Annotated in this window: 23 protein-coding genes and 1 pseudogene; 1 reads left to right on the forward strand and 23 read right to left on the reverse strand. The window is 38.5% G+C overall.

The window, feature by feature from the left end; all coding sequences use genetic code 11:
• Positions 1–153: 153 nt before the first annotated feature.
• From DSM106972_RS39385 to DSM106972_RS52805, 14 genes and pseudogenes are all read right to left on the reverse strand, one after another.
• Positions 154–1,032: an Rpn family recombination-promoting nuclease/putative transposase gene (locus DSM106972_RS39385; protein WP_127085804.1), complete on the reverse strand. Its 879-nt coding sequence runs from the start codon at positions 1,030–1,032 to the stop codon at positions 154–156.
• 90 nt (positions 1,033–1,122) lie between these two features.
• Entirely contained in the window at positions 1,123–2,001 is an 879-nt protein-coding gene (locus DSM106972_RS39390) for an Rpn family recombination-promoting nuclease/putative transposase (RefSeq protein WP_127085805.1), read from the reverse strand.
• Between the two features lie 190 nt (positions 2,002–2,191).
• Positions 2,192–2,551, reverse strand: coding sequence for a hypothetical protein (locus tag DSM106972_RS39395; protein WP_186538502.1), 360 nt, complete (start codon positions 2,549–2,551; stop codon positions 2,192–2,194).
• Between the two features lie 48 nt (positions 2,552–2,599).
• Positions 2,600–2,734, reverse strand: coding sequence for a hypothetical protein (locus tag DSM106972_RS55150; protein WP_267901212.1), 135 nt, complete (start codon positions 2,732–2,734; stop codon positions 2,600–2,602).
• A gap of 250 nt (positions 2,735–2,984) precedes the next feature.
• Positions 2,985–3,158: a DUF4351 domain-containing protein gene (locus tag DSM106972_RS54215; protein WP_127085806.1), complete on the reverse strand. Its 174-nt coding sequence runs from the start codon at positions 3,156–3,158 to the stop codon at positions 2,985–2,987.
• Positions 3,124–3,240: pseudogene (locus tag DSM106972_RS39405) on the reverse strand (DUF2887 domain-containing protein); the annotation flags it as partial. The pseudogene DSM106972_RS39405 and the gene DSM106972_RS54215, both read right to left, overlap by 35 nt.
• Before the next feature lie 298 nt (positions 3,241–3,538).
• Positions 3,539–4,525: a glycosyltransferase gene (locus DSM106972_RS39410; protein WP_127085808.1), complete on the reverse strand. Its 987-nt coding sequence runs from the start codon at positions 4,523–4,525 to the stop codon at positions 3,539–3,541.
• Positions 4,526–4,707: 182 nt separating this feature from the next.
• Positions 4,708–5,697 carry a hormogonium polysaccharide biosynthesis glycosyltransferase HpsE gene (gene hpsE / locus DSM106972_RS39415; RefSeq protein WP_127085809.1) on the reverse strand — a complete coding sequence of 330 codons (990 nt, stop codon included), beginning with the start codon at positions 5,695–5,697 and terminating at the stop codon, positions 4,708–4,710.
• Positions 5,698–5,851: 154 nt separating this feature from the next.
• The gene (locus tag DSM106972_RS39420; RefSeq protein ID WP_127085810.1) at positions 5,852–6,844 is read right to left on the reverse strand and encodes a DUF4351 domain-containing protein; all 993 of its coding nucleotides are present in this window, start codon (positions 6,842–6,844) and stop codon (positions 5,852–5,854) included.
• Positions 6,845–7,068: 224 nt separating this feature from the next.
• Positions 7,069–7,314: a hypothetical protein gene (locus DSM106972_RS39425; RefSeq protein ID WP_127085811.1), complete on the reverse strand. Its 246-nt coding sequence runs from the start codon at positions 7,312–7,314 to the stop codon at positions 7,069–7,071.
• Between the two features lie 11 nt (positions 7,315–7,325).
• Entirely contained in the window at positions 7,326–7,553 is a 228-nt protein-coding gene (locus DSM106972_RS39430) for a ribbon-helix-helix domain-containing protein (RefSeq protein WP_222596606.1), read from the reverse strand.
• 649 nt (positions 7,554–8,202) lie between these two features.
• Positions 8,203–9,333 carry a Fic family protein gene (locus DSM106972_RS39435; protein WP_127085812.1) on the reverse strand — a complete coding sequence of 377 codons (1,131 nt, stop codon included), beginning with the start codon at positions 9,331–9,333 and terminating at the stop codon, positions 8,203–8,205.
• A gap of 42 nt (positions 9,334–9,375) precedes the next feature.
• Entirely contained in the window at positions 9,376–10,134 is a 759-nt protein-coding gene (locus DSM106972_RS39440) for an HIRAN domain-containing protein (RefSeq protein WP_127085813.1), read from the reverse strand.
• A 5-nt stretch (positions 10,135–10,139) separates the two neighbouring features.
• Complete coding sequence (locus tag DSM106972_RS52805; protein ID WP_186538504.1) at positions 10,140–11,048, reverse strand: HipA domain-containing protein; 909 nt, start codon at positions 11,046–11,048, stop codon at positions 10,140–10,142.
• 137 nt (positions 11,049–11,185) lie between these two features.
• Between DSM106972_RS52805 and DSM106972_RS39450 the strand changes: the two genes are divergently transcribed.
• Positions 11,186–11,842, forward strand: coding sequence for a PEP-CTERM sorting domain-containing protein (locus DSM106972_RS39450; RefSeq protein WP_127085814.1), 657 nt, complete (start codon positions 11,186–11,188; stop codon positions 11,840–11,842).
• Between the two features lie 50 nt (positions 11,843–11,892).
• On the opposite strand, the gene rpmB is transcribed toward DSM106972_RS39450, so the two are convergent.
• From rpmB to DSM106972_RS39495, 9 genes are all read right to left on the reverse strand, one after another.
• On the reverse strand, positions 11,893–12,129 hold the full coding sequence (rpmB, locus tag DSM106972_RS39455) for a 50S ribosomal protein L28 (RefSeq protein ID WP_019492761.1): 237 nt from the start codon (positions 12,127–12,129) through the stop codon (positions 11,893–11,895).
• Positions 12,130–12,250: 121 nt separating this feature from the next.
• Positions 12,251–14,206 (reverse strand): molecular chaperone HtpG, encoded by a 1,956-nt coding sequence (htpG, locus tag DSM106972_RS39460; protein ID WP_127085815.1) that lies wholly within the window; start codon positions 14,204–14,206, stop codon positions 12,251–12,253.
• A 348-nt stretch (positions 14,207–14,554) separates the two neighbouring features.
• Positions 14,555–14,803: an addiction module protein gene (locus DSM106972_RS52810; RefSeq protein WP_411675383.1), complete on the reverse strand. Its 249-nt coding sequence runs from the start codon at positions 14,801–14,803 to the stop codon at positions 14,555–14,557.
• 62 nt (positions 14,804–14,865) lie between these two features.
• Positions 14,866–15,147 carry a hypothetical protein gene (locus DSM106972_RS39470; protein ID WP_127085816.1) on the reverse strand — a complete coding sequence of 94 codons (282 nt, stop codon included), beginning with the start codon at positions 15,145–15,147 and terminating at the stop codon, positions 14,866–14,868.
• Positions 15,144–15,749: a GNAT family N-acetyltransferase gene (locus DSM106972_RS39475; protein WP_127085817.1), complete on the reverse strand. Its 606-nt coding sequence runs from the start codon at positions 15,747–15,749 to the stop codon at positions 15,144–15,146. The genes DSM106972_RS39470 and DSM106972_RS39475 overlap by 4 nt, the downstream gene beginning before the upstream one ends.
• A gap of 284 nt (positions 15,750–16,033) precedes the next feature.
• Positions 16,034–16,351, reverse strand: coding sequence for a hypothetical protein (locus tag DSM106972_RS39480; protein WP_127085818.1), 318 nt, complete (start codon positions 16,349–16,351; stop codon positions 16,034–16,036).
• A 61-nt stretch (positions 16,352–16,412) separates the two neighbouring features.
• On the reverse strand, positions 16,413–16,733 hold the full coding sequence (locus DSM106972_RS39485) for a hypothetical protein (RefSeq protein ID WP_325052263.1): 321 nt from the start codon (positions 16,731–16,733) through the stop codon (positions 16,413–16,415).
• A gap of 319 nt (positions 16,734–17,052) precedes the next feature.
• The gene (gene clpB / locus DSM106972_RS39490; RefSeq protein ID WP_127085819.1) at positions 17,053–19,725 is read right to left on the reverse strand and encodes an ATP-dependent chaperone ClpB; all 2,673 of its coding nucleotides are present in this window, start codon (positions 19,723–19,725) and stop codon (positions 17,053–17,055) included.
• Between the two features lie 311 nt (positions 19,726–20,036).
• Complete coding sequence (locus tag DSM106972_RS39495; RefSeq protein ID WP_127085820.1) at positions 20,037–21,638, reverse strand: iron uptake porin; 1,602 nt, start codon at positions 21,636–21,638, stop codon at positions 20,037–20,039.
• Positions 21,639–21,657: the final 19 nt, after the last annotated feature.

The following is a 21,657-nucleotide window of genomic DNA, read 5'->3' on the forward strand; positions in this document are numbered from 1 at the left end:
ATAGCTCTCTTGTTCCCCCCTTATTAAGGGGGGTTAGGGGGGATCAAAAATCTGCGTCAACACATCAAAACTAATGACACAGACTACTAGTAAAAATTTTACCGTGATTAAAAGCCCCCGAAGAACGTATCGAGGGCTTGAAAAATTGAAAAATTAGATTGCGCGCGCGTCCAACCAAGGTTGTAAATCAGCAAAAGAAGTAAAATCCAATAAATCCTCACTCAAAGTTTCGAGAGTAGGTAACGGTAAACTTTCTATTTGCGCGCGCATCTCCTCAGATAATTCCTGCCCAAACCGTTTCTTCAAAAGACGGGCAATGAGATTAACTGCTTGTTCTTCTCGTCCTTCTTCTCGTCCTTCTTCTCGTCCTTCTTCTCGTCCTTCTTCTCTAGCTTCCTGATAAACTCGTGTTTGTTTAAGTGTTATGCCCAACATAGTATCTATATCCTTTCGACTTAATTTTTCAAACTTGCTAACCATTATCGATGTCACTATCTCAATTATGGCACCACTCAATGCTTCCGATTCTTGCTGTGAGCGTGAGAGTAAATATTTCGCTTCCGAAGGCGCCCTCTTTTTACTCAACGTAGTCAGAACCATTAATGCGACCCATATCGGGAGCTTGCGTATATTCCCTAGTTTATTCAAATATACTATATGCACTTGCCCGCCATTGAGAAACGAGCGATGTGGATGAAGATTACTTTGCTCTACACCCTTTGACGGATAAATTACAACGGCTTGCCAGTCACTAAATTTTTCGCGGTTGCGGTAGAAGTATATTGAGGATTCAGCAGTTAATCTTTCATATAACATCTCGTCCTTCTGGAATTGGACTTCGCAAAAATACACAGTTCCAGGTTGTTTGCTTTCGGGTGGCAAGAATATGCCATCAATTTCAAATTTCGACTCTTTTATAACAACACTATCAAATCTGTAAGCGTCTGTATTGGGCGGTGGTGTCTTAAGTAATTCAAATAGTATCGATGGATATCGTTGGAAAAGTTCGTAAAATATTGAGTTTCGTTTCATTTATTCACCCTGGTAACAATATTTTTAGTATTCCGATACACAAGCCAAAGTTACGCGATTTCAGCACTTTACAGCTTAATAGCGCGAAAATCAGATTACCCTCGTGTCCAACCAAGGTTGTAAATCAGCGAAAGAACTAAAATCCAATAAATCCTCTGTCAAATTTTCAAGATTAGGTAAGGGTAAACTCTCTAGTCGCTGGCGCATCTCTTCAGATAATTCCTGCCCAAATCGTTTCTTTAAAAGACGGGCGATGAAATTGACTGCTTGTTCTTCTCGTCCTTCTTCTCGTCCTTCTTCTCGCCCTTCTTCTCGTCCTTCTTCTCTAGCTTCTTGGTAAACTCGTGTTTCCTTTATTGTTATGCCTAACATAGTATCTATTTCGTTTCTACTCAGTTGTTCAAACTTGTAAACCATTATCGACGTTACCACCTCAAGTACGGCGCCACTTGAAACTTCCGGTTCTTGTCGTGAGCGTTCGAGCAAATATCTTGCTTCTGTTGGCGCCACTGTTTCATTGAGCGTAGTCAACACCATTACAGCAACCCAAATTGGGAGTTTGCGAATATCCCCTAGTTCATCTAAATAAACTCTATGTACTTGCCCGCCATTAAGATACGAGCGATGTGGGTAAACATTACTTTGTTCTACACTTTTCGATGGATAAATTACAACAGCTTGCCAGTCACTGAATTTTGAACGGTTGCGATAAAAGTACAGATGAGATTCAGCAAAAAATTTTTCATATAACATCTCATCCTTCTCGAACTGTGCTTCACAAAAATATACAGTTCCAGTTGTCTCGGTTGCTGGTGGCAATAATATACCATCAATTTCAAATTTTGGTTCTTTGACAGCGACACAATCAAATCTGTAAGCGTCTGCGTTTAATGGTGGCGTTTTGAGTAATTGAAATAGTGCAGATGGATATTGCTGGAAAAGTTTGTAAAATATAGAGTCTCGCTTCATTACCCTGATAATAATATTGTTTGCGCCTCAATAAGAGGATAAACTCAAGCTTTTTAAAGCTTTAATATTAATATATTACTATAAATAGTATTTAAACTTTAATTAATTATGACAGATATTGTACTGGCATAACTAGATTATTATGCTGTTTTAAATATGCTTTAAATGTGAAAAAATAATTTTCATTAGTTTACAATACTAATGGCTGTTTACATTCAATATAGGCTATTAATACTATATTTTCTGGACACAATGCTACCGAGGCGTTTGATTGTTTTAATTTTTGTTCGATTTGACGTGCATAGTTTTTAGATATTATTGGTTCGTAAGAGCGGTAATAATCTTTTTTATATATATTTCTGTATATGCTCCACTTAGCTCTTGTTATTATTTGATATCTTTTAGCAAGGGCGCCTATATAATCGATAGGAACATTTTGCTCTGTCAACTCCTGTGCTATGTAACTACCTGCTGTACAAAGTCCTTGAAGGTTTCTTGACCAGGATGTTTTGTTTAATACATCATATTCTGTAATATATGCAAGTTTCATAATTGTTCAACAATACAAGTATATTTCCCAAGCAGGCGCCGGGTATTGTTATTGTTCCCAAGTATTATTCCCAAACAGGCGCCGTGTAATGTTATTTTTTCCAAGTGGGCGCCGGATAATGATTGTTATATGTAAAAAACCTAACCCCCATTCCAGAGTTCCCTTCAAGGAAAGGCAGAACAAATTTACTCTCCTCTCCTCGTAGGAGAGGGGTTGGGGGAGAGGTTCTTAACAGGCATGAAAAACAAGTTGATTGACCCTCTAACCAAGTTGGTAAATCAGCACGTTAATTTTATATCTCGCTCACGTAATTTATTTCCATAAATACGCTTTGTTCGCGGCTTGTAAAGCAAATTATAGAAACAACGGGCGCCTCTGCTTAAAATTTTACCCTTATTAAAAGCCCCCGAAGAACGTATCGAGGCTTGAAAAATTAGATCGCCCGCGCGTCCAACCAAGGTTGTAAATTATCCAAAGATGTAAAATCTAATAAATCCTCACTCAAAGTTTCAAGAGTAGGTAACGGTAAACTTTCTATTTGCGCGCGCGCCTCTTCTGATACTTGCTGCCCAAACCGTAATACAATCAAAGCTGTAAGCGTCCGCATTTGCTGGTGGCGCCTTAAGTAATTCAAACAGTACAAATGGATACTGTTGGAAAAGTTTATAAAATATTGAGTCTCGTTTCATTACCCACCCTGGTAACAATATTGCTGATACCTCATTACAGAGGTAAAGTTCAAGTTTCTTAAAACTTTCATATAAATATATTACTCTGATTAAATATTTTAATTTTGAGCAATTATGACAGAAATAATACTGGCATAAACGCATAATTATATGATTGCAAATATGATGTTTATATTAACAATAAATCCCCCCAACCTCCCTTAATAAGGGGGCTAAGAGGTGAGTCAAATTCTTTTATAATAAAGCGCTAAAATACCCTTATTATCTCCCCCTTATTAAGGGGGGCTAGGGGGGATTTTCAAGGATAATTAACTTTGATATAACCAAAAAATGTACTCGTATCCGAAAGACGAGGAAATTTATTTAATAAGTCAGTTGCACTTTTTGGAGATAAAAACGACATCGCAGCTAGTTTTAATAAAGCTTTATATAATATTGGTTTAAATAGCAGAGTTTTATCATATTTAACTGCTGTAACTAAAAACCTTACAGCAATTTTAGCATTATGTTGACCAGGTGGCGCCGAGAGTGCTTTATGACTAAGATATTTATATAGGTTTGCGATGCTAACTGATTTTAAATGCTGATACTGCAATGCTTTGGGATGTGCATAAGCTCGTTCAATAACTTGCAAGTTTGCTTTTTCTAGCCCCAATACATTAGAAGACATAGAACTTGCAGAAATACGGTATAAAACTTGTACTTTTTTTACTACAACAAAATCACCTAATGCAGCTAAACGAAACCATAAATCAGTATCTTGCGCGTTAGAAAGCGAACCGTCAAAACCACCTACTTCTGTAAATGCTTCAGCACGTATCATCACATTTGAACCGCTTCCAATAAAGTCATCTAAAAGCAGTTGTGCAAAAACATCACTTGACCACGCTGCATGACTACATGGACGCAAAAATTTATCATTCTCATCTATCGCATCAGTAAAACTATAAGCCACAACACTATTACTTTCCACTAAGGCATTGTACTGTGCTTCGAGCTTATCCGGCGCCCAAATATCATCAGCATCTAAAAAGCTAATAAATTTACCTAAACAATGTTCAAATCCACGATTACGATTAACTGCAACATTTGCTTTGGGATATGAGTATACACGAAGTCGAGAATCTTTAATTTGTGAAATTATTGAAAATGTAGAATCAGTTGATCCTGCGTCAATTACGATTAATTCAAAATCTGTTAAAGTTTGTTTTAATACACTATTAATTGTTCTTTTTATAGTTGTTTCGCCGTTATATACTGGAATTATTACTGAGACAATAGGCATATAATATCAATTAAATAAAATATAATTGATATGCTAATTTGAATCAACTGCTAAACGGCTCAGTTAATTTGCGGATTTGTTTGTGAAATTATTATATAAAAATCCCCCCTAGCCCCCCTTAATAAGGGGGGGACAGGACAATAAAGTATTTTTAGCTGTTATGAAGTAAGAGTAAAAATGAGCTATCTTAAGCCCCCCTTATTAAGGGGGGTTGGGGGGATTAAACCCAGAATTATGTTCCTAAACAAATAAAATGGACTGATAAAAGTACCAAGTAGCCTTTCCATCTCACAAGCCACTAAAATATCACTTTCTATCACCTTATAATTACGGATAAAATACACCAATAACTTCCGAGAATCATTCAGTACATACACAAAAAAAGCAAAAGGTCTCTGCCAAGCATTGAGTAACAGCATTCTTAAATAAAACCGCGCTAACCCAACACCACGCATCAAATTAACTAAATAATTCCTTTCCAGGCGCCATGCCGGAATAACATGGTCAACTTCCATAGCTGGGTTATACCAAATTTCCCAACCAGCAGCATGAATATAAAACAAAGCCTCTGCATCTTCGCTACCTATCATCGAACCACCAACTCGACCCACTAAAAACAACTTCGCAGGCACATTATCTTTCCATGCATCCCGACGAACTACCAAACCTGCAGATGGAGGAAACCCTTTACGGCGAGGTTCAAATACATGAGGTTTATCACCACGTTCGGTAATAGCTAAGTAAAAAAGCAGTGACTTCAAATTCTCTGGTGGTTCAACCTCAAAGTCTCCGTGAATTTGACTAGCAATAGCTCCTGCTAGAGGGTATTCCTGAATAAACTTATACGCCTCTAATATCCAAGTCTCATAAGGCAAATTATCATCATCCAAAAACCCAACTATTTCCCCCTCTGCCTCTATAATCGCGCGCTGACGTGCATAAGCGGCGCCTTGTTCACATTCCAAACAATAACGCAACTGTGCCGGATGGCGCCAATTTTCCTGATACTCTTGAACTAACTTCGCCGTTCCATCACTACTATTATTATCAACAATAATTATTTCCCAACTCAGATGCTCAACACCAGTCTGAATCTGTAATTTCTCCAACACCTCCGGTAAACGACAGGCACCATTATAAGTAGGGATAGCAACAGTAAAGTCAACAGTCATAATATCAAGGCATAAGTCCTATAACTCTAGTATGCCCAGTTCTAATTGTGAAATTTCCATAACTTTATCTGATTTAGGTTTGTAGTAGTGTATTAATGGGTCTACAGTAATTGTCCGGTGGTGATGGCAATTACTGTATTAACCCGCCCTTACTTTAAACGCGCGCGAGCCAGTTCTTTAAATCCGTAATTGAATTAAAATTTAAGTGCGCTTTGATCAAATCATCTAAGCGTTGTGTAGAAAGACCTTGAATACGTTCCCGCTGACCTTGACTTAAGTTCCCTAAACGAGATTCAAGTAGGAACAGAGCTACGGATGCAGCATGTTCTTGCTTACCTAGTTGTCTACCTAGTTCTGTGCCTTCTTCCCTACCTTCTTCCCTACCTAGTTGTCTACCTATTTGTATACCTTCTTCCTTACCCTTCTCTATACCTTTTTCCATCCAGCTAGTAACAATTTCCATAACTTGCTCCTTCTGTTTTGGTTCTATGGTAGCAATTTGTTGATTAAACATTTCTTCCTCCTCTGTATTTAGTTTAAGGTAAGTATCGATAAATACGGAGATTTGATTAACTAACGCTTGATTTAAGCCTAATGAGGCAAGTAACTGTAGTGATACTAACTTTACCGTTGGACGTTCGTTAGCATCCATCTGCATTTTCGACATCAAAGCGCTTGCAACAGGGTTTTGGATATTCGCAAAGTCTTGCCAGTTGAGTTGATTTAACTGAACTACTTCATAATCAAACTGTATGACACTTTTGCCTCTCACACTGATGTTGAAAGACGATGGTTGCTTGGTCATCGGTACATCATGAGAGAAGATGATAATTGGCAATATTGGAACACCATTCAGCTTATACAAATCAGCATAGTAACAAAACATACGTTCACCCAAGTCTTTTGGGATATAAGACTGATGCTCGATGTGTATAATAAATAGCGTTTCCTCATTTTGATATTTCGCTTGGACTAATATATCTACAATCTTTTTATCACCTTTCCTCAAATCTGTAAGTATCTCTTGTGGTAAAAATGTTATAGAGTCTTTATCCAAAACACTACTGATATCTGGAAAGAACAATTCAATAAACTCAGGAAAGAAATTTTGAATTAACTTCTTAAATAAGCTATCGTGGTCAATCATGAACTCAATTCCACTTTTTGTGCAACCTGGATAGTACGCAATTATCAAACATAGAATATTCAATATACAAATTATTTTAGTAAGTCTTAATAATTCCAATTATCTAGGCATTGCCCATACATATAGAGGCGCCTAAACAACTATTTTCACCAAAAATAAACAATCGTAAAAAACCCGCCTTTTACTGAACGGCAGGTATCTGGCAATAATTTTTAGTATAAACATTAATCAGCGATAACCTTTACTGATTTAATGCCTGTACTGCATTTTTGAATCAAAAGCCATTTTTTGGCATCTTTATCTAGGGTAGGTAAAACGCGGAAATTAAAAACATCTTGCCATGTTTCGGCGCCGTGTGTATTAACAAAATCCCACTCCATTGCATTAAACTGTTCGTAGTCCCGGTCACTAATAGCCGTAAACATTGGGATTACTGCGCTTAGTGGTATTTGTGTTGCTGTCTCACTCATCTAAATAACCCTCATCCAGTTTCCCTGTTTTTGTGTCGTTCTTTGTACTCATCAATTGATTTTTTAGTTAGGGCTAACACCAGTCCTGCGACAGTGCGATATTCGCGTTCTGCCCAGTCTTTTAAGACTTCGTACTCTTCATCACTGACTCGGATAGTTATAGACGGTTTTTTAGATGGCACGTTATGACACTCAACAATAAATGCTGCACGACATCTATTATTATCTAGCTTTATCACAAATCCTTCCAGTCACTTGCATTTCTTTGCACTTTACTAAAATTGACTTAGAGTATTAAGAGGTGAACACCTGTTGATGATTATAACACCATAGCCAACTTGTGCAATTGCCACTCACGGAACGGCGCCTTTCGGTTATCTCAATTTTCTGTAGTAGATGGCGCCAGTATTTGCAGTTTCTTAGCAGCATGGTTGTTTGATGGTTATGAAAATTGTTGATTGGCTTACTAAATTTCAAGTAGCAATATATACTCAATTTTGAAATACAATTATTATGCGCTATTTTTTCAAACTCACTTCCGCTATTTTCTTAACCTTAGAAGCTGTAAAGCCTATTATCTCGTAGAGAGGTCAATTTTTTAGCTACAAATTGCCTTTTTCACTTCCGCTATTTTGTCAAACCCACTTCCGCTATTTTTCCAACCCAAAAGCCACAACCCTTAATTTACCGTAGCACATTAAAGTTGATAATTTTTTCATACTGACTTATATAATTAGATCTATTGTAATAAATTACACTTTTGCCTAAGTCTTTTTTACTAAATTACTGTTATTGTTTAAAGGTTTGTATGTTGGGTGAAGGCACAGAGTACACGAACAAAATATAAAATTATGTTGGGTTCTGTTCCTCCACCCAACCTACGAATAATTATGATGCTGTCATTTTGAAGCACGTTTCAATCCATTCTGAGGCAAGTATATAGCTACGGACTCTTTCACCTGAACCCGTTGTAACCGCATTCACAAAGCCTTCCTCTGCCCACTGTTTAAGCCATTCGCGTGCTGTACGTTCAGAAACACCGAACCAAGAGTCAATATCTGAGGAATTAATAACAAAGGGATTTTCTAAGCCGTCAAGAACTCGCGCTAAAAGTCTTGTCAGAAGTTGCTGCGATGTTCTTGGTAATCTTTCCCAAGGTGGTATTTCAGGGGCACCTGCTCTATAAAGTGTTCTGGCTTTAGCTTGTAATTCCTCTGCAGCGCTAGCCATTGTCTCCACAAAATACAGTATCCAAGGAGTATGGTCTGGGTTATGGCGCCCATCATAAAAATCTACAGGCAAACCCATTTGCAAATTATTATAGTAACGTTCGCGGTCAGCATTAAAATACTCATCAAAAGAGAAAAACCCCCGCATCCTATAACCAGAACGCCAAAGTTCCGCAGTTGCCAACAGTCTACCTGTACGACCATTACCATCGTTAAAAGGATGAATGCTTAAAAAACGATGTGTAAGAATAGCGGCACGAATAGGAGCAGGCAAGTTAATAGCAGTTATAGAAGACAGCCATTCAACTAGTTCACGCATTAATACAGGAACATCTTCTGGTGTAGGAGGTGCATAATCAATTTTTCGCGTCACAGTATCAACTACTGGACACTCTGTAGTACGATACTCACTTTTGCTTCCCCTTCGTCCACTCCTGGTGACAATTACAATTCGATGTAACTCTTTTATAAATACTTCTGTAATAGGCGCCTGTGCATCTGCAAATTGTTCAACCCTATCAAGCGCGCGCCAATAATTACGAACTTCTTGCTCTGCATTACTTCCAGTACGGTCGCTACGAGCTATTGCCCGCCTAACCTCAGCATCATCCAAAGGGTTCCCCTCAATTCGAGTCGAACTGCGTGTACTTTTTTGTACAGCATCATGACGCAACTGCAAAGCGCTATCAGGTGGAAGAGGTAATACTTCAACAACAGCACGTGCTGCTTCAATAGTTCCTAGATGCTTTACTAATGCGTTACAATAATTAAAGCGTGGTTCAAAAACCATACATTTGCCATTATTATCTGACTATGAAGCCTATTTAAGATATCACACTGTTGCTTTTTCAGTGATAAGAGGTTGATATTGAAGACTATTAAACAGGCGCCCTTCATGTTGTATATCAAAAGTCATCTCACACATCAAACGGTATTGAAACGGTGTAGAAGGTGCATTTACATGTTCTACCCTTATTTCTACACGTGATTTCTGTTTTATTTGTTCAAAAACTTCAGTTAATAAATATCTTGGACAATAACCAACTATATAATGGTCTTTTGTGCTAACGCTCAAAGCTTCAAAATTATAAGGGTTTTGAAACTCGTGAGCTAGCAATAATTTTTCTTGATGTTGTAATTGATTAATTCGCTCAATAGAACATAATGGTAAATCTTGCAGTCCTTGTAATGAAAAGTAAAAATGATACAATCCATCTTCATCGCATTCAGGCAAAGGAAAGACAGTTAATGTATCTGTTTGTCGTTGTCCACCACTACGGGCTAATATAGTAAATGGATTACTTTCATCTTTAGAAAGGTTTAGCCGCTGCATAAAACTAGAATAATCAGGACGCGCGCGCGACATCAAGCGATTTGTAAATACGGCAAACAAATAAGTTGATGTATATACTTCACCAAAGCGTGGAAATGAGTTCAAAGGGCTAAAAGCACATTTTTCTTTCGCTTCTTGGGCGCCATGCGTATAAACAAATTCATATTTATCTTCCTTATAAGTTAATCGACCAATAGGAAACCAAAAGCGACTGGTTGAGTCTTGCCAAGCTAAAAATAGTGTTTTTGGTGTTTTCAAGGTAGTTACTCTCTCAAATTAACTAGTTTCTGTTTATTAATTCTAAGAATTTTTTGAGCAAAGTCAGCGGCAATAGACGAGAGACGGTCTCTTGGAATTAAATTAAAAATATTTTTTATATTATCTTCACTAATGCTTTCAAGCTGTGCTAACCAAATATTAGCTGCATCTGGATAACTTTGAACAACTTGCTGGAAAACATCAAAAGTCTTCAAGGGCTTTTTATCACCAATATTTCCATAAAATGCTGAGAAGGACTTGTTTGTATAAGACTCTACCGAGCGTTGCTGTCTTTGTTCATCAGAAAGGTCACGTCCCAAACATGAAGCATGGTTATAAGTAGGCGCCAAATATTCTGTCTGTTCTAAAGTAGATTCAATTTTTCTAACAATAGCCCAGTTTTCATGGTGACGGTCTCCGTTACCTATCCAAGCATCCAACAGCAAATAGCCAACAAAAACATCGACAGGCGCCTGAATACTAGAAATAGCTGACCAACCAATAGGCAAATTAATAGATTCGTTGTTTATAGCCATCAGCACCACATCTATAGTGTGCTGCGATATACCATAAGTACCAAACGTTGGATAGTTAGGTACTATCGAAGTCAAAAGCTCATTTCCATGAACCAGTATACTATCTGATGATAAAAAATCAGGTGAAACTACGCCACGATTACCCTCGCTTGTTAAAGCCAACTCATAAGTAGCATGAGGAAGTACCAATAGTTTACATAATTCTGATGCTATTTTTTCAGCCCAGTCTTCTCCTGAATTAGCTCTTGCTTGCTTATACAAACAACGACCTAATTTCTCGTGCTGATACCAAAATTTATATTTGCTTCCTAATGCTTCATCTGTCGAACTTTTATATGCTTCTTCTGTAACAATTATAATTGGAAATTCATTGGTCATAACTAATATGCGGTAATCTGAAAATGTAGGTATTTCTTTAAAAGCATCATAATGATAATTAATACGCAAAAAACATCAAATCAAATACTTAAGAAAATGTTAATATCTTAAGCATCCCCGTATAAATACGTAGTAATATGTCTACCACCAATAAATTATCGCTTGCTATTGTGAGCATGGCTTGTGTTGTCTTTGGTACAGCCCATGCTGCTGGTGCTTCAACAAAATTAACTTTCGATGAATTAGGTTTTCCTACACCTGTGGATAATTTGACAGTAAAAGGGGTAACGTTTGATTTCAAAATAGATGGTGTTGACTCAAACGATGCAATGTATAATGCATCTTTTCCACCACAATTACCAAGCGGTTTATTAGCTAATGTTCAACAACCATTGTTAGAAGGTAATGCAAAAGGTATTTTATCTCTAGACTTTGCTGCACCAGTAGAAGCGCTAGAGTTTGCCGTTGGTGTAGAGGCTTTTCGACCTTTGACGCCTGGTTTTTCTGTGGAACTTTTAGACAAAGGATTAAATTCTTTCTTGATTACGCCAGTTAATACAGCACCGCTAGCTATTTTATCTGAAGGATTATTTAAATACAGTGGCGCCTCAATTAAAAAGGCTATTTTGAGCTTTAATAGTGAATTCTTTTTAAACCCGGATAATCCGCGATTTTCTCTTGATAACCTTAGCTATACTGTAGTACCTGAACCATCTTCACTTATTGCTTTACTAGCTAGTAGTGCGATAAGTGCATGTTTATATCGAGTACGTAAACAGCAAAAAGTTGTTTAGCTCTGGGTCGCCAATGGCGACCTTACCCAAACTAAAAGCAAGCGCGCGGTTTAGAAGTGGTTCAAATTGAGACCAGCTTCTTTTGCCATTGCTGCTAAACCCTTGACTTCGATAGTCTTGAGAGCTTTGGTAGAAATTTTTAGCTTCACAAAACGGTTTCCTTCTGCCCACCAAAGACGCTTTGTTTGCAGGTTAGCTTGTTGCAAACGCTTGGTGCGACGGTGTGAGTGCGATAGTGCGTAACCGTTATTTGCTTTTTTACCAGTTAATTGACAGCGACGAGCCATTTTGTTTATTCTCCGATATTTTTAGTCACAATCTCTTATTGTACAAGTAGTGCTGAGTTTTGAGTGCTGAGTGCTGAGTAGTTACTCCTAACTCTGACTCAGCACTCAGCACTTTTAACTCTTACTTCGTTGCTTGTTCAGTCAACTTGGTTAGTACATCGTTGGAGCGTTCGACAAAAGATTTCATACCTTCTGCGTCAAAACCTTTTTGCGACATTAGTGCCAAGTCATATACGTGTTGGCATATCATGTTCGCTAGGTTTCCGGTTGGGGACTCTCCTCCACCCTGAATAATACTGCCTTGGCTTAATGTTGCCAAGTTTTGTATTAATGGGTGTGCTGTATTAACCACCAAAACATGCTCATCGGGGAATTCTACTGCTTGTTGCTGCATCATTGCGTTCATCTCACGCAGGCGCCGCAATATCTCAGGTAATAGTACCATTGCTGGTGGTGTGCCCTGTGGATTATCCGATTTTAATGATTCTGTACGAATGTTCAGTTTAGGCTTGTTGATGGCTTTCTCAAATAGTTCTTTGATAACTTCGCTCTTCGTTTTGTTTGTGGTGGGGTCTACTATTTCTGCTGGTTTTTCTTTATCGAGGAGGGTGTTATCAAGTTCTGAGTCTACGCGCGTAAATTTAACATCATTATATTCGCGCTCTAAGAAGTTGATAAAGTGAGTATCGATAAAGGAGTCCATATATAGGACTTCCAATCCTTGGCTCTTATGTAATTCTACGTATGCCGCTTGTGATGCTTCTTCTGTACAGTAGAATACACGGTTCTCGTGACGCTCTTTGTTACGTTCTAAATACTCTTTAATGTTGGTATAAGGTAACTTGGCGCCTGCATTTACATCTTGCCAAGCATCACTATCATCGGTTTGTACTTGTACAGTAGGAGTATCTTGGCTTGGTTGATAAGTTGTGCGGAAGACAATTATATCTTCAACTTGCTTTTTGAATTTCTCGTCGTTGAGGGCGCCGAATTTAACGAAAGTTCCCAAGTCTTTCCATGCACCTACATACTGCTCCCGGTTATCACGGTAAAGCTCTTTGAGTCTATCCCCAACTTTCTTGGCAATATAATCACCAATCTTCTTAACTGTTCTATCACCTTGCAGCGAACTACGCGATACGTTAAGCGGAATATCTGTACTATCTACAACACCGCGCATTGGTAGTAAGAACTGCGGAATAATTTCCTCAACGTTATCGCTGACAAATACTTGGTTACAGAACAGCTTAATTTGTCCTTTAGTAACATCAACATCAGGACGCAGTTTCGGAAAATACAAAATCCCATTGATAATAAATGGGTAATCAGTATTCAAATGCACCCAAAGCAAAGGTTCTTCTTGGAATGGATACAAGTATCGATAGAACTCTAAATAGTCTTCCTTACTTAGATTACTCGATGACTCACGCCAAGGCGCCTTTTGTTTGTTAACCACCTCACCATCAAGTTTGATGGCAACCGACATAAAGTCACAGTATGTTTTTACCAGAGTCTTGACGCGCGCTTCTTCGAGATATTCTAATTCCTCCTCCATCAAATGCAGCGTAATAGTAGTACCACGAGTAGTACGTGCAGAATCTTCGAGAGTGAAATTTGGCGAACCGTCACAACTCCAATGTACTGCAGAGGCGCCGTCTCTATATGACAAAGTATCGATTTCTACTTGGTTCGCTACCATAAACGAAGAGTAGAAACCTAAACCAAAGTGACCGATAATTGGCTGATTAGAGTCACCCTTATACTTCTGGATAAATTCTTCAGCGCTAGAAAAAGCTACCTGGTTGATATACTTCTTAATTTCATCAGCCGTCATCCCAATCCCATTATCGGTAATTGAGAGCGTTTTTTTATCCTTATCAATCGCAACAACGATTTCAGGTTCGCCAATATCGCCAGAATACTCACCCGCGCGTGATACCATACTCAGCTTCTGGATAGCATCCACAGCGTTTGACACGAGTTCCCGAAAGAAGATTTGATGGTCAGAGTAAAGCGACTTCTTAATAATCGGGAATATATTCTCGGTATGAATACTGATAGTACCTTGCTCTAGCATAATTCCTGTGTGTGAAAGACTAATAAATTTTAATGGGTTTTACGCAGAATAGCTCTATAGACCTATTCCTAAAGACATTTCCATTAAGGATTGTAAGCGCAACCGTACTCAAATGCCTCCCAACGACTAAGTACTGTTTGCCGATAAACCTAAATTCGGTTTTCCCTACCGACACTCCCAGAAACCTGGTTTCCCCACCACTGAACACAACAATCTTCATATTTAACAAAGGAAACCAGGTTTCTTGTTAAGGACGCCCATCCCACAAAACTTTTAACCAAAATTAACATCCATAAAGAGTGAAAGTGAGGCGCCTGGAGCTAACATAAGCAGTACATATAAATTAATCTACTGGTTTAGAACGGGGGTACCAACCGATGGTAACAACACAGGAATCATGGGAAAAGTTAAACAAGAAAATGGACTGTTAGTTATTCGTTTATCAACATCGTTTGCCTTGAATTCTAGCTTTAACTTCTTCCCAAGAACTAGCTGTGATTGTTTTTCCTCATACGCAGCTTTCCTGCGGTCAAGCTCTGATAATTGCCATTCAGTCAATGGAATTTGTTCTGGAAATACAATAATATTATCCCACAGTTCTTACACTAACTGTCATCTTTCGCTAATCGCTAGGTTAAGTAATTCAGAATATAATGTGTTTATGACTTGCTGGCATCTTTAATTTCTGCAATTGTTTTTTTAAGCATCTGTTCTGTTTCTTCTAGCGCTGCTAATTTTTTTAACGTTTCCTCTTTTCGTCGCAATATTTTGTTCAAGTATTTCTCAAAACAACTTCCGTCTATTACTGATTGAAGTCTAGCGTCATACTCCTCTTCTGAAAAAGGTGTACCAGCTATTGCAGTTAAACCGAGTTCATTTAATTCTCTCCATTTTGCTAACTCTTCGGGTGTTAGTTCGTGCTTATCTGACGTTTGTGTCATTGTGCTGTTCCTCTTATACGTAGTTGGTTTTGTACAAATAATTGCGCTGCTTCTTTTGTTAAAATCATTTCTCTGTCAAAATCAGGGTTTGACTGAAAGCCAATACTTTCATAAAAACTTCTTGCTCTGTCAATTGTTAATAATTTAGTTACTCCTTCAATATTAGTGTCTATTACTTCAATAATTATATCTGCCATCAACCAAGTTGCCGCTCCTTTTATTGTTTCAGGAAATGCAACTCCCTCCAAACAGTTCCAAGGAGGTGTGGTAAATGGGTCAATAGATAAATACTCTCTTTGTTCTATATCAGGATATATTACTCCGTACTGCCTCGATACTATCGCACCTGCTTGTAAACGACCGCTTTCATCCCTTACTCCTCTAAACAAAGACGCATCATCTGAATCTATCACACTATCTACTAGGAATTCAACTTTACTAACACAATCTCCAAATTTTGTTCCTCTTATCCTACTTCTGTCTCCTTCAAAAAACCGATTAATATATTGTAATGAAATCGTTATCCAACTGATTAATTCGTTTTGGGTTGCTTGGTCTGCACCAATAACATAACTAAATTTATTTACTATGAAATCATTCATCTTTAAGCATCACTTTATTCTGCCATCTTACTGCCAATTATTAGTTATAGTTCCTTTGTTCGTCAATAACGTTCATGTTGATTTTTGTATCAAATTTTGTATCAAATAATTACATTATGTTTTCAGCGCGTTATCTTTCAAACTTGAATAACATTGTTTAATTTCATTGTCGAGCTATACAAAACTTAATAAATAGGTATTTGCTTAGATAAAGCGCCTAGCTAAGTTTTTAGGTAAAATTAGGAGTCCCGAAAAGCTAAAAACACGCTTATAAGTATAAACAATTACTTGAATACATCAATACCCAGTTCTCTCAACTTGGCTTGTAAATCTTCCTCAGTGGCGCCGCAATAGTAATATTTTTTCTCTAGTAGGTTTGCTAAGTAATATCCATGCTGTCCACCATTAATGCGAAATAATTCTACAACTACATCTTTCTTAGTTGTCCCAAAAAATGCTTCTATATCCAAATTTTTCAAATTCGGGGTCGGTAAATTTGTGAGATTACAAAACAGCGCTGGACGTTCAAAAGCCCAACCAACTTTACCATTCCTAATTTCATGTTTTATAATACGCCAACAAAGAGGATATATAAGCGTCATAATACCACGCCATCTTGGTTTACTAAGCTTTTACTGCTGGTAGGTGAACAGCATCGCTTTTCTAATTTTCTAAAGTCTTGTCTCGTTTCAAAAACTCATCTAAAAGTTGGAAAAAGTATGTGATACCTTCTTTTTCGTCTACTGAATAGAGCAAAATAATTTTATCCCAAGAATTAACTGTTTTTACCTCTAATTTTTGTTGTAGCCACGGTTGGAAATTTTTATAAAAGTCGCCTTCGCTGTCTTGATTTTCTAATCCCATTTCTCGACGAGCAAATTGGTAACTACCCAAAACATTCTTAGGGAAGTTATTGAGGCTGTACCTAAATACATTCCAGGTATGCAGCTTAATTTTTTCTAGCAGTTCGTATAACTTACTCATATTGTTTCCTTTTTGTAGTTATATAATGTTTAAAATTCTTCAATTATTTCTTCGTCACTCATGTTTTAATGCTAACTTTGAATTTAAGCATTTAAATATAATAAAATTTTTTGAGAGTAAATTTACTGCTGTTTACATTTTTTTGACTTATATAGCCTTTAAGCTGATGATTTTAGTACGTTTATAACGTACTTTTGCTATTAGCCTTAGAATTGCATTCTAAGGCGGTTTATATTGTAATGGGTTGATGTTGGGTTACTACATCTCTATCCTGATAGAACGGGCAAGGATGCCCATTCCACAAGAGTTGCTGTTTAAGTTAGCTTGCTTCGGAGGTTGTTTCGATTAATTGGACTGTTGTTTGAGCTACGGGTATTTTGGCAGGCGCCTTTTTATCAAAAGACAAACCGTGTTCTGCTTTGTCGATGACAACGGTGTCTCCGGGGACAAAGGTGTTTTCGAGAATTTTGGTTGCTAAAGTGTTCTCGACTTCTCTTTGTATTGCGCGTTTGATGGGTCTGGCGCCATATGTTGGGTCGTAACCGACTTCGATTAAATACTCGCAAGCTTCTTTTGATATTTCTAAGCTGATTTTTTGGTCTGCGAGTAAGTTTTCGACTCGTTTGAGTTGAATTCTAATGATTTGACCCATTTCGCTACGGCTGAGAGGATGGAAGATTATCAAATCATCAACGCGGTTGACGAATTCGGGACGGAAGTGGACTCGAAGTGATTCTAATACGCGGTTACGCATTTTTTCATACTGATTGTCATCGCCGGAAATATCAAGGATATGTTCGCTACCGATGTTGCTGGTCATGACAATTACGGTGTTACGAAAGTCTACAGCACGTCCTTGAGAGTCTGTAATTCTACCGTCATCGAGTACTTGTAAAAGTATATTAAATACATCTGGATGCGCTTTTTCGACTTCATCCAATAGCACTACCGAGTAAGGACGGCGCCGTATTGCTTCGGAAAGTTGTCCTCCTTCTTCGTAACCAACGTATCCTGGAGGGGCGCCGACGAGTCGAGATACTGAGTGTTTTTCCATGTACTCAGACATATCAAGACGCACTATGGCATCGTCGGAGTCAAACATAAATTGTGCTAATGCACGTGCTAACTCGGTTTTTCCTACACCTGTTGGTCCCATAAATAAGAATGAACCAATGGGACGGTTGAGGTCTTTTAATCCTGCACGCGCGCGACGTATGGCAGCAGAAACTTTTTCGACTGCTTCAGATTGTCCTACTACACGTAAATGTAAATGACTTTCGAGTTGTAGAAGCTTTTTCCGTTCCGATTCTAATAAACGGTTTACAGGAATACCCGTCCATTTAGCAACAATTTCAGCAATATCAGCTTCGGTAACTTGCTCGCGTAATAAAGTCGAACCTTCGCTTTGCAAGTCTACTAATTGGGTTTCTTTGGCTTCGCGTTCGCGCTGCACTCCTTCTAATTTGCCGTACTTTAACTGCGCTGCTTTATTCAAATCATACGCGCGTTCGGCTTGCTCAATTTGTACCCGCAGCTTTTCTTCTTCTTGCTTTAAGGCACTAATTGCTTCTAATATATTTTTTTCACCTTGCCATTGGTCATTTAATTCGTGCTGTTTTTCGGTTAAGCTCGAAATTTCTGACTCAATACGTTGCAATCTTTCTTTGGTTTGTAGAGTTGTTTTTTCTTCTCCTGCTAAGGAAAGCTTTTCCATTTCCAACTGCATTAGGCGCCTGTCTATCGCTTCTAAGTCCGCTGGTTTGGAAGTGATTTCCATTTTCAATTGTGCCGCAGCTTCGTCAACTAAGTCAATCGCTTTGTCTGGTAGAAAACGGTCGGAAATATAACGTGCTGATAATGTGGCAGCAGCTACTAACGCACTATCAGATATTTTGACGTTATGGTGAACTTCGTAACGTTCTTTCAAACCCCGTAATATCGAGATTGTATTTTCAACGGTGGGTTGGTCTACATATACTTGTTGAAAACGTCTTTCTAATGCGGCATCTTTCTCTATATATTTACGGTACTCATCCAAAGTGCTGGCGCCGATACACCGTAATTCACCACGTGCTAACATTGGCTTGAGCAAGTTTCCAGCATCCATTGAACCTTGTTGCCCAGAACCTGCACCAACTACAGTATGTAGCTCATCTATAAATAAAACAATTTGCCCGTTCGATTCAGTAACTTCACGTAGAACGGCTTTGAGACGGTCTTCAAATTCACCACGATATTTGGCGCCTGCAATTAAACTACCAATATCAAGCGAAATTAACTGACGGTTTTTCAGAGACTCAGGTACATCACCATTAACTATCCGCTGTGCTAAAGCTTCGGCAATAGCAGTCTTACCAACCCCAGGTTCACCAATTAACACAGGGTTATTTTTACTGCGTCGCGATAGTACTTGAATAACTCGACGAATTTCATCATCACGCCCAATTACAGGGTCAAGTTTCCCAGCTTTTGCAGCTTCCGTCAAATCGCGTCCAAACTTTTGTAGTGCTTCGTAACGTGACTCTGGGTTTTGGTCGGTGACTTTTTGACTACCACGTACCGTTTTAATTGTAGTCTCTAACTTCGTTACATCTAAATCAACGTTTCTGAGAACTTTTTTTCCTATACGTTCATCATCAACGAAACCCAACAGCATATGCTCTACTGATATATACGAATCATTCATTCGTGTTCGTGCTTCTTCTGCACGGTCAAGCATTGTGTCTAAACTACGACCTAAATACAATTGTTCGCCACGAGCAACTTTTGGTTGACGACGTGCGTAATCTTCGAGTTGCTGTAGTATTTTATTGGCATCGGCGCCTGCTCGGTTAATTAAACGCGCGGCTAATCCGTTATCTTGTTGTAAGGCAGCAATAATTAAATGCTCAACATCCAACTGCTGCTGTTGGTAAGCACGAACGATATCCTGCGACTTAACAATGATATCCCAAGCTTTATCTGTAAATTTATCGGGGTCTGTAGGCTGCATTTTAAATAGTTATGAGTTAAGAGTAATGTAGAGACGTGATACATCACGTCTAAGGTTAGGATTTTTAATTTTTTTACTTAGCAGAATTATCTACAATATATATACTCGCATTTTGCAGCCTTTTCAGTAAGACTGCATCATGCTAAAAGCTTAAACCTCGGCGCCAACTTTATTGTAACTAGTACAAAAGGCTAGAAGAGAAGCTAGCTGTTTAACCATTAGAGATTATTACACGTTAAGACATGTTGACCTGATATTAATTTTAACTCTTGACTCCTGGGGAGACGTGACATGTCACGTCTCTACATAATTTAAAACGAAAATACTGTTCTGAGGGTGCTTTGCCAGATTGTACCGTTATCTTTATCGTTGTCGGGGTTGGTGACGATGGTAAATATGGGGGTGACGCTTACGCTGTCACTAAGTCTAAGGTTATAAAATGCCTCGAAGTTAGTTTGAGTTGCGTTTCCTAAGTCACCTGTTACAAAAGGTTGACCAACTGCTACTCCAGCAAGGGTTCCCGGTATTACAAGGTTACGCTGTTGTAAACCTACTGACCAACTAAAAGGATGTGCGTCTAAATTACGGTTGATAGCGGTGTTAAATCCTTCGTAACTTCCGTACCCCACTCTTCCAAAAAACCCAGTGTTTAGATTCATCCGGTACTCGGCGTTAACACCAAAAGCGTTGATATCAGTGTCGTTAATTTGAGCGTTAGTATATTGTAATTTTAATTTTAGCTGATTGCTAGGAGCATATTCTACTTCTACGCTCGCTTGGCGCCTGTCTGCTGATATGCCTTGAGTTGGTTGATTTGCGTCTGCTGCTATATATAAACCACGTGCTGCAAATTTACTATTTTTTGGACTCCATGCTACGGCAATACCTGCTCCTGATGTACGGTCGATTTGATTTTGGATGATAAGTGGATTATTTAAAAATATACCAGAACTAAAATCAAGTGCTTCATCGTTAGCATAAGAGTTTTTATCGATAAAATCACGTGGCGCCATTTTTGCCCCTACTGTTACAGCTAAGTCATCCTGGGGACGAAATGTGTAGTATAGGCGCCTTAGTTTCAAATTTGACTCATAATCACTATAATCAAGCCCACCAGCATTCGCAAATAAACCTGCGCTACCTAATAAATTAAACCCTTCTCGCTGTTCTGCCCCCACAGCATCACTACCGTTATTACCTGACTCTAACTGAGTAACGAGTAAATCTTTTTGATTAAAGCTAGTTATTAAGTTCAAACGAGTACGCGAAACAATTGTACTCGAAGCACTACTTCCCCCTGTAATAGCTGCTATTTGTTGTCCTTGTAATTTTGTTGTGGTCGAAAATTGATTTGCTTCAAGTTCCGCAGCTTTAGACTCTGTATTGTCGATACGTTCCCTAACTTGGCTTAATACAGTAGCATACTCTTTTTGCAGGCGCCGAACTGTAATAGCATCTTGCCGAACATATTGGTCACCGATGGCATTCGCGAGTATTCCTTCGATTTTATCAAGAGTTGTCGCCAGTGCTGCGGCAAACTCGTATCGCGTCATTGGTTTATTACCGCGAAATGTTTTGTCTGGATACGCCGATAATATACCGTAACGTTCCATTAGCGACTTTAACGCTTGATATGCCCAATCAGTTGGTTTAACGTCCGAAAGTTCGTTCACCATCGGTAATTGCTCTAATGCATTTGGGTTGCCATCTGGAGTTGTTACAGGGTCAGTAGCTATGGGGGAAAATTCTGCAACTTGAACACCTACGTCAAGTGTAGGCGCCTCATGATGTGGTAAAGATGCCATTGAAGGAAAACACAATTGGCTAAATATACCGCAACTCAATAAACCAATGAGTTTAGGGAGCGGTTGCAACTGCGACAACCGCGCGTACTGTTTAGGGTTCAACTCCATCACACCTGCACTATATGTA

This window comes from Dulcicalothrix desertica PCC 7102, from assembly GCF_003991905.1.
In the GTDB taxonomy this organism is placed as follows: Bacteria; Cyanobacteriota; Cyanobacteriia; order Cyanobacteriales; family Nostocaceae; genus Dulcicalothrix; species Dulcicalothrix desertica.

Coding starts and splice junctions, on each gene's coding strand:
- DSM106972_RS39385 (WP_127085804.1), bottom strand. CDS start 1,032: ATGAAACGAAACTCAATATTTTACGAACTTTTCCAACGATATCCATCG.
- DSM106972_RS39390 (WP_127085805.1), bottom strand. CDS start 2,001: ATGAAGCGAGACTCTATATTTTACAAACTTTTCCAGCAATATCCATCT.
- DSM106972_RS39395 (WP_186538502.1), bottom strand. CDS start 2,551: ATGAAACTTGCATATATTACAGAATATGATGTATTAAACAAAACATCC.
- DSM106972_RS54215 (WP_127085806.1), bottom strand. CDS start 3,158: ATGCGGACGCTTACAGCTTTGATTGTATTACGGTTTGGGCAGCAAGTA.
- DSM106972_RS39410 (WP_127085808.1), bottom strand. CDS start 4,525: ATGCCTATTGTCTCAGTAATAATTCCAGTATATAACGGCGAAACAACT.
- hpsE (WP_127085809.1), bottom strand. CDS start 5,697: ATGACTGTTGACTTTACTGTTGCTATCCCTACTTATAATGGTGCCTGT.
- DSM106972_RS39420 (WP_127085810.1), bottom strand. CDS start 6,844: ATGATTGACCACGATAGCTTATTTAAGAAGTTAATTCAAAATTTCTTT.
- DSM106972_RS39425 (WP_127085811.1), bottom strand. CDS start 7,314: ATGAGTGAGACAGCAACACAAATACCACTAAGCGCAGTAATCCCAATG.
- DSM106972_RS39435 (WP_127085812.1), bottom strand. CDS start 9,333: ATGGTTTTTGAACCACGCTTTAATTATTGTAACGCATTAGTAAAGCAT.
- DSM106972_RS52805 (WP_186538504.1), bottom strand. CDS start 11,048: ATGACCAATGAATTTCCAATTATAATTGTTACAGAAGAAGCATATAAA.
- DSM106972_RS39450 (WP_127085814.1), top strand. CDS start 11,186: ATGTCTACCACCAATAAATTATCGCTTGCTATTGTGAGCATGGCTTGT.
- rpmB (WP_019492761.1), bottom strand. CDS start 12,129: ATGGCTCGTCGCTGTCAATTAACTGGTAAAAAAGCAAATAACGGTTAC.
- htpG (WP_127085815.1), bottom strand. CDS start 14,206: ATGCTAGAGCAAGGTACTATCAGTATTCATACCGAGAATATATTCCCG.
- DSM106972_RS39470 (WP_127085816.1), bottom strand. CDS start 15,147: ATGACACAAACGTCAGATAAGCACGAACTAACACCCGAAGAGTTAGCA.
- DSM106972_RS39475 (WP_127085817.1), bottom strand. CDS start 15,749: ATGAATGATTTCATAGTAAATAAATTTAGTTATGTTATTGGTGCAGAC.
- DSM106972_RS39480 (WP_127085818.1), bottom strand. CDS start 16,351: ATGACGCTTATATATCCTCTTTGTTGGCGTATTATAAAACATGAAATT.
- DSM106972_RS39485 (WP_325052263.1), bottom strand. CDS start 16,733: ATGAGTAAGTTATACGAACTGCTAGAAAAAATTAAGCTGCATACCTGG.
- clpB (WP_127085819.1), bottom strand. CDS start 19,725: ATGCAGCCTACAGACCCCGATAAATTTACAGATAAAGCTTGGGATATC.
- DSM106972_RS39495 (WP_127085820.1), bottom strand. CDS start 21,638: ATGGAGTTGAACCCTAAACAGTACGCGCGGTTGTCGCAGTTGCAACCG.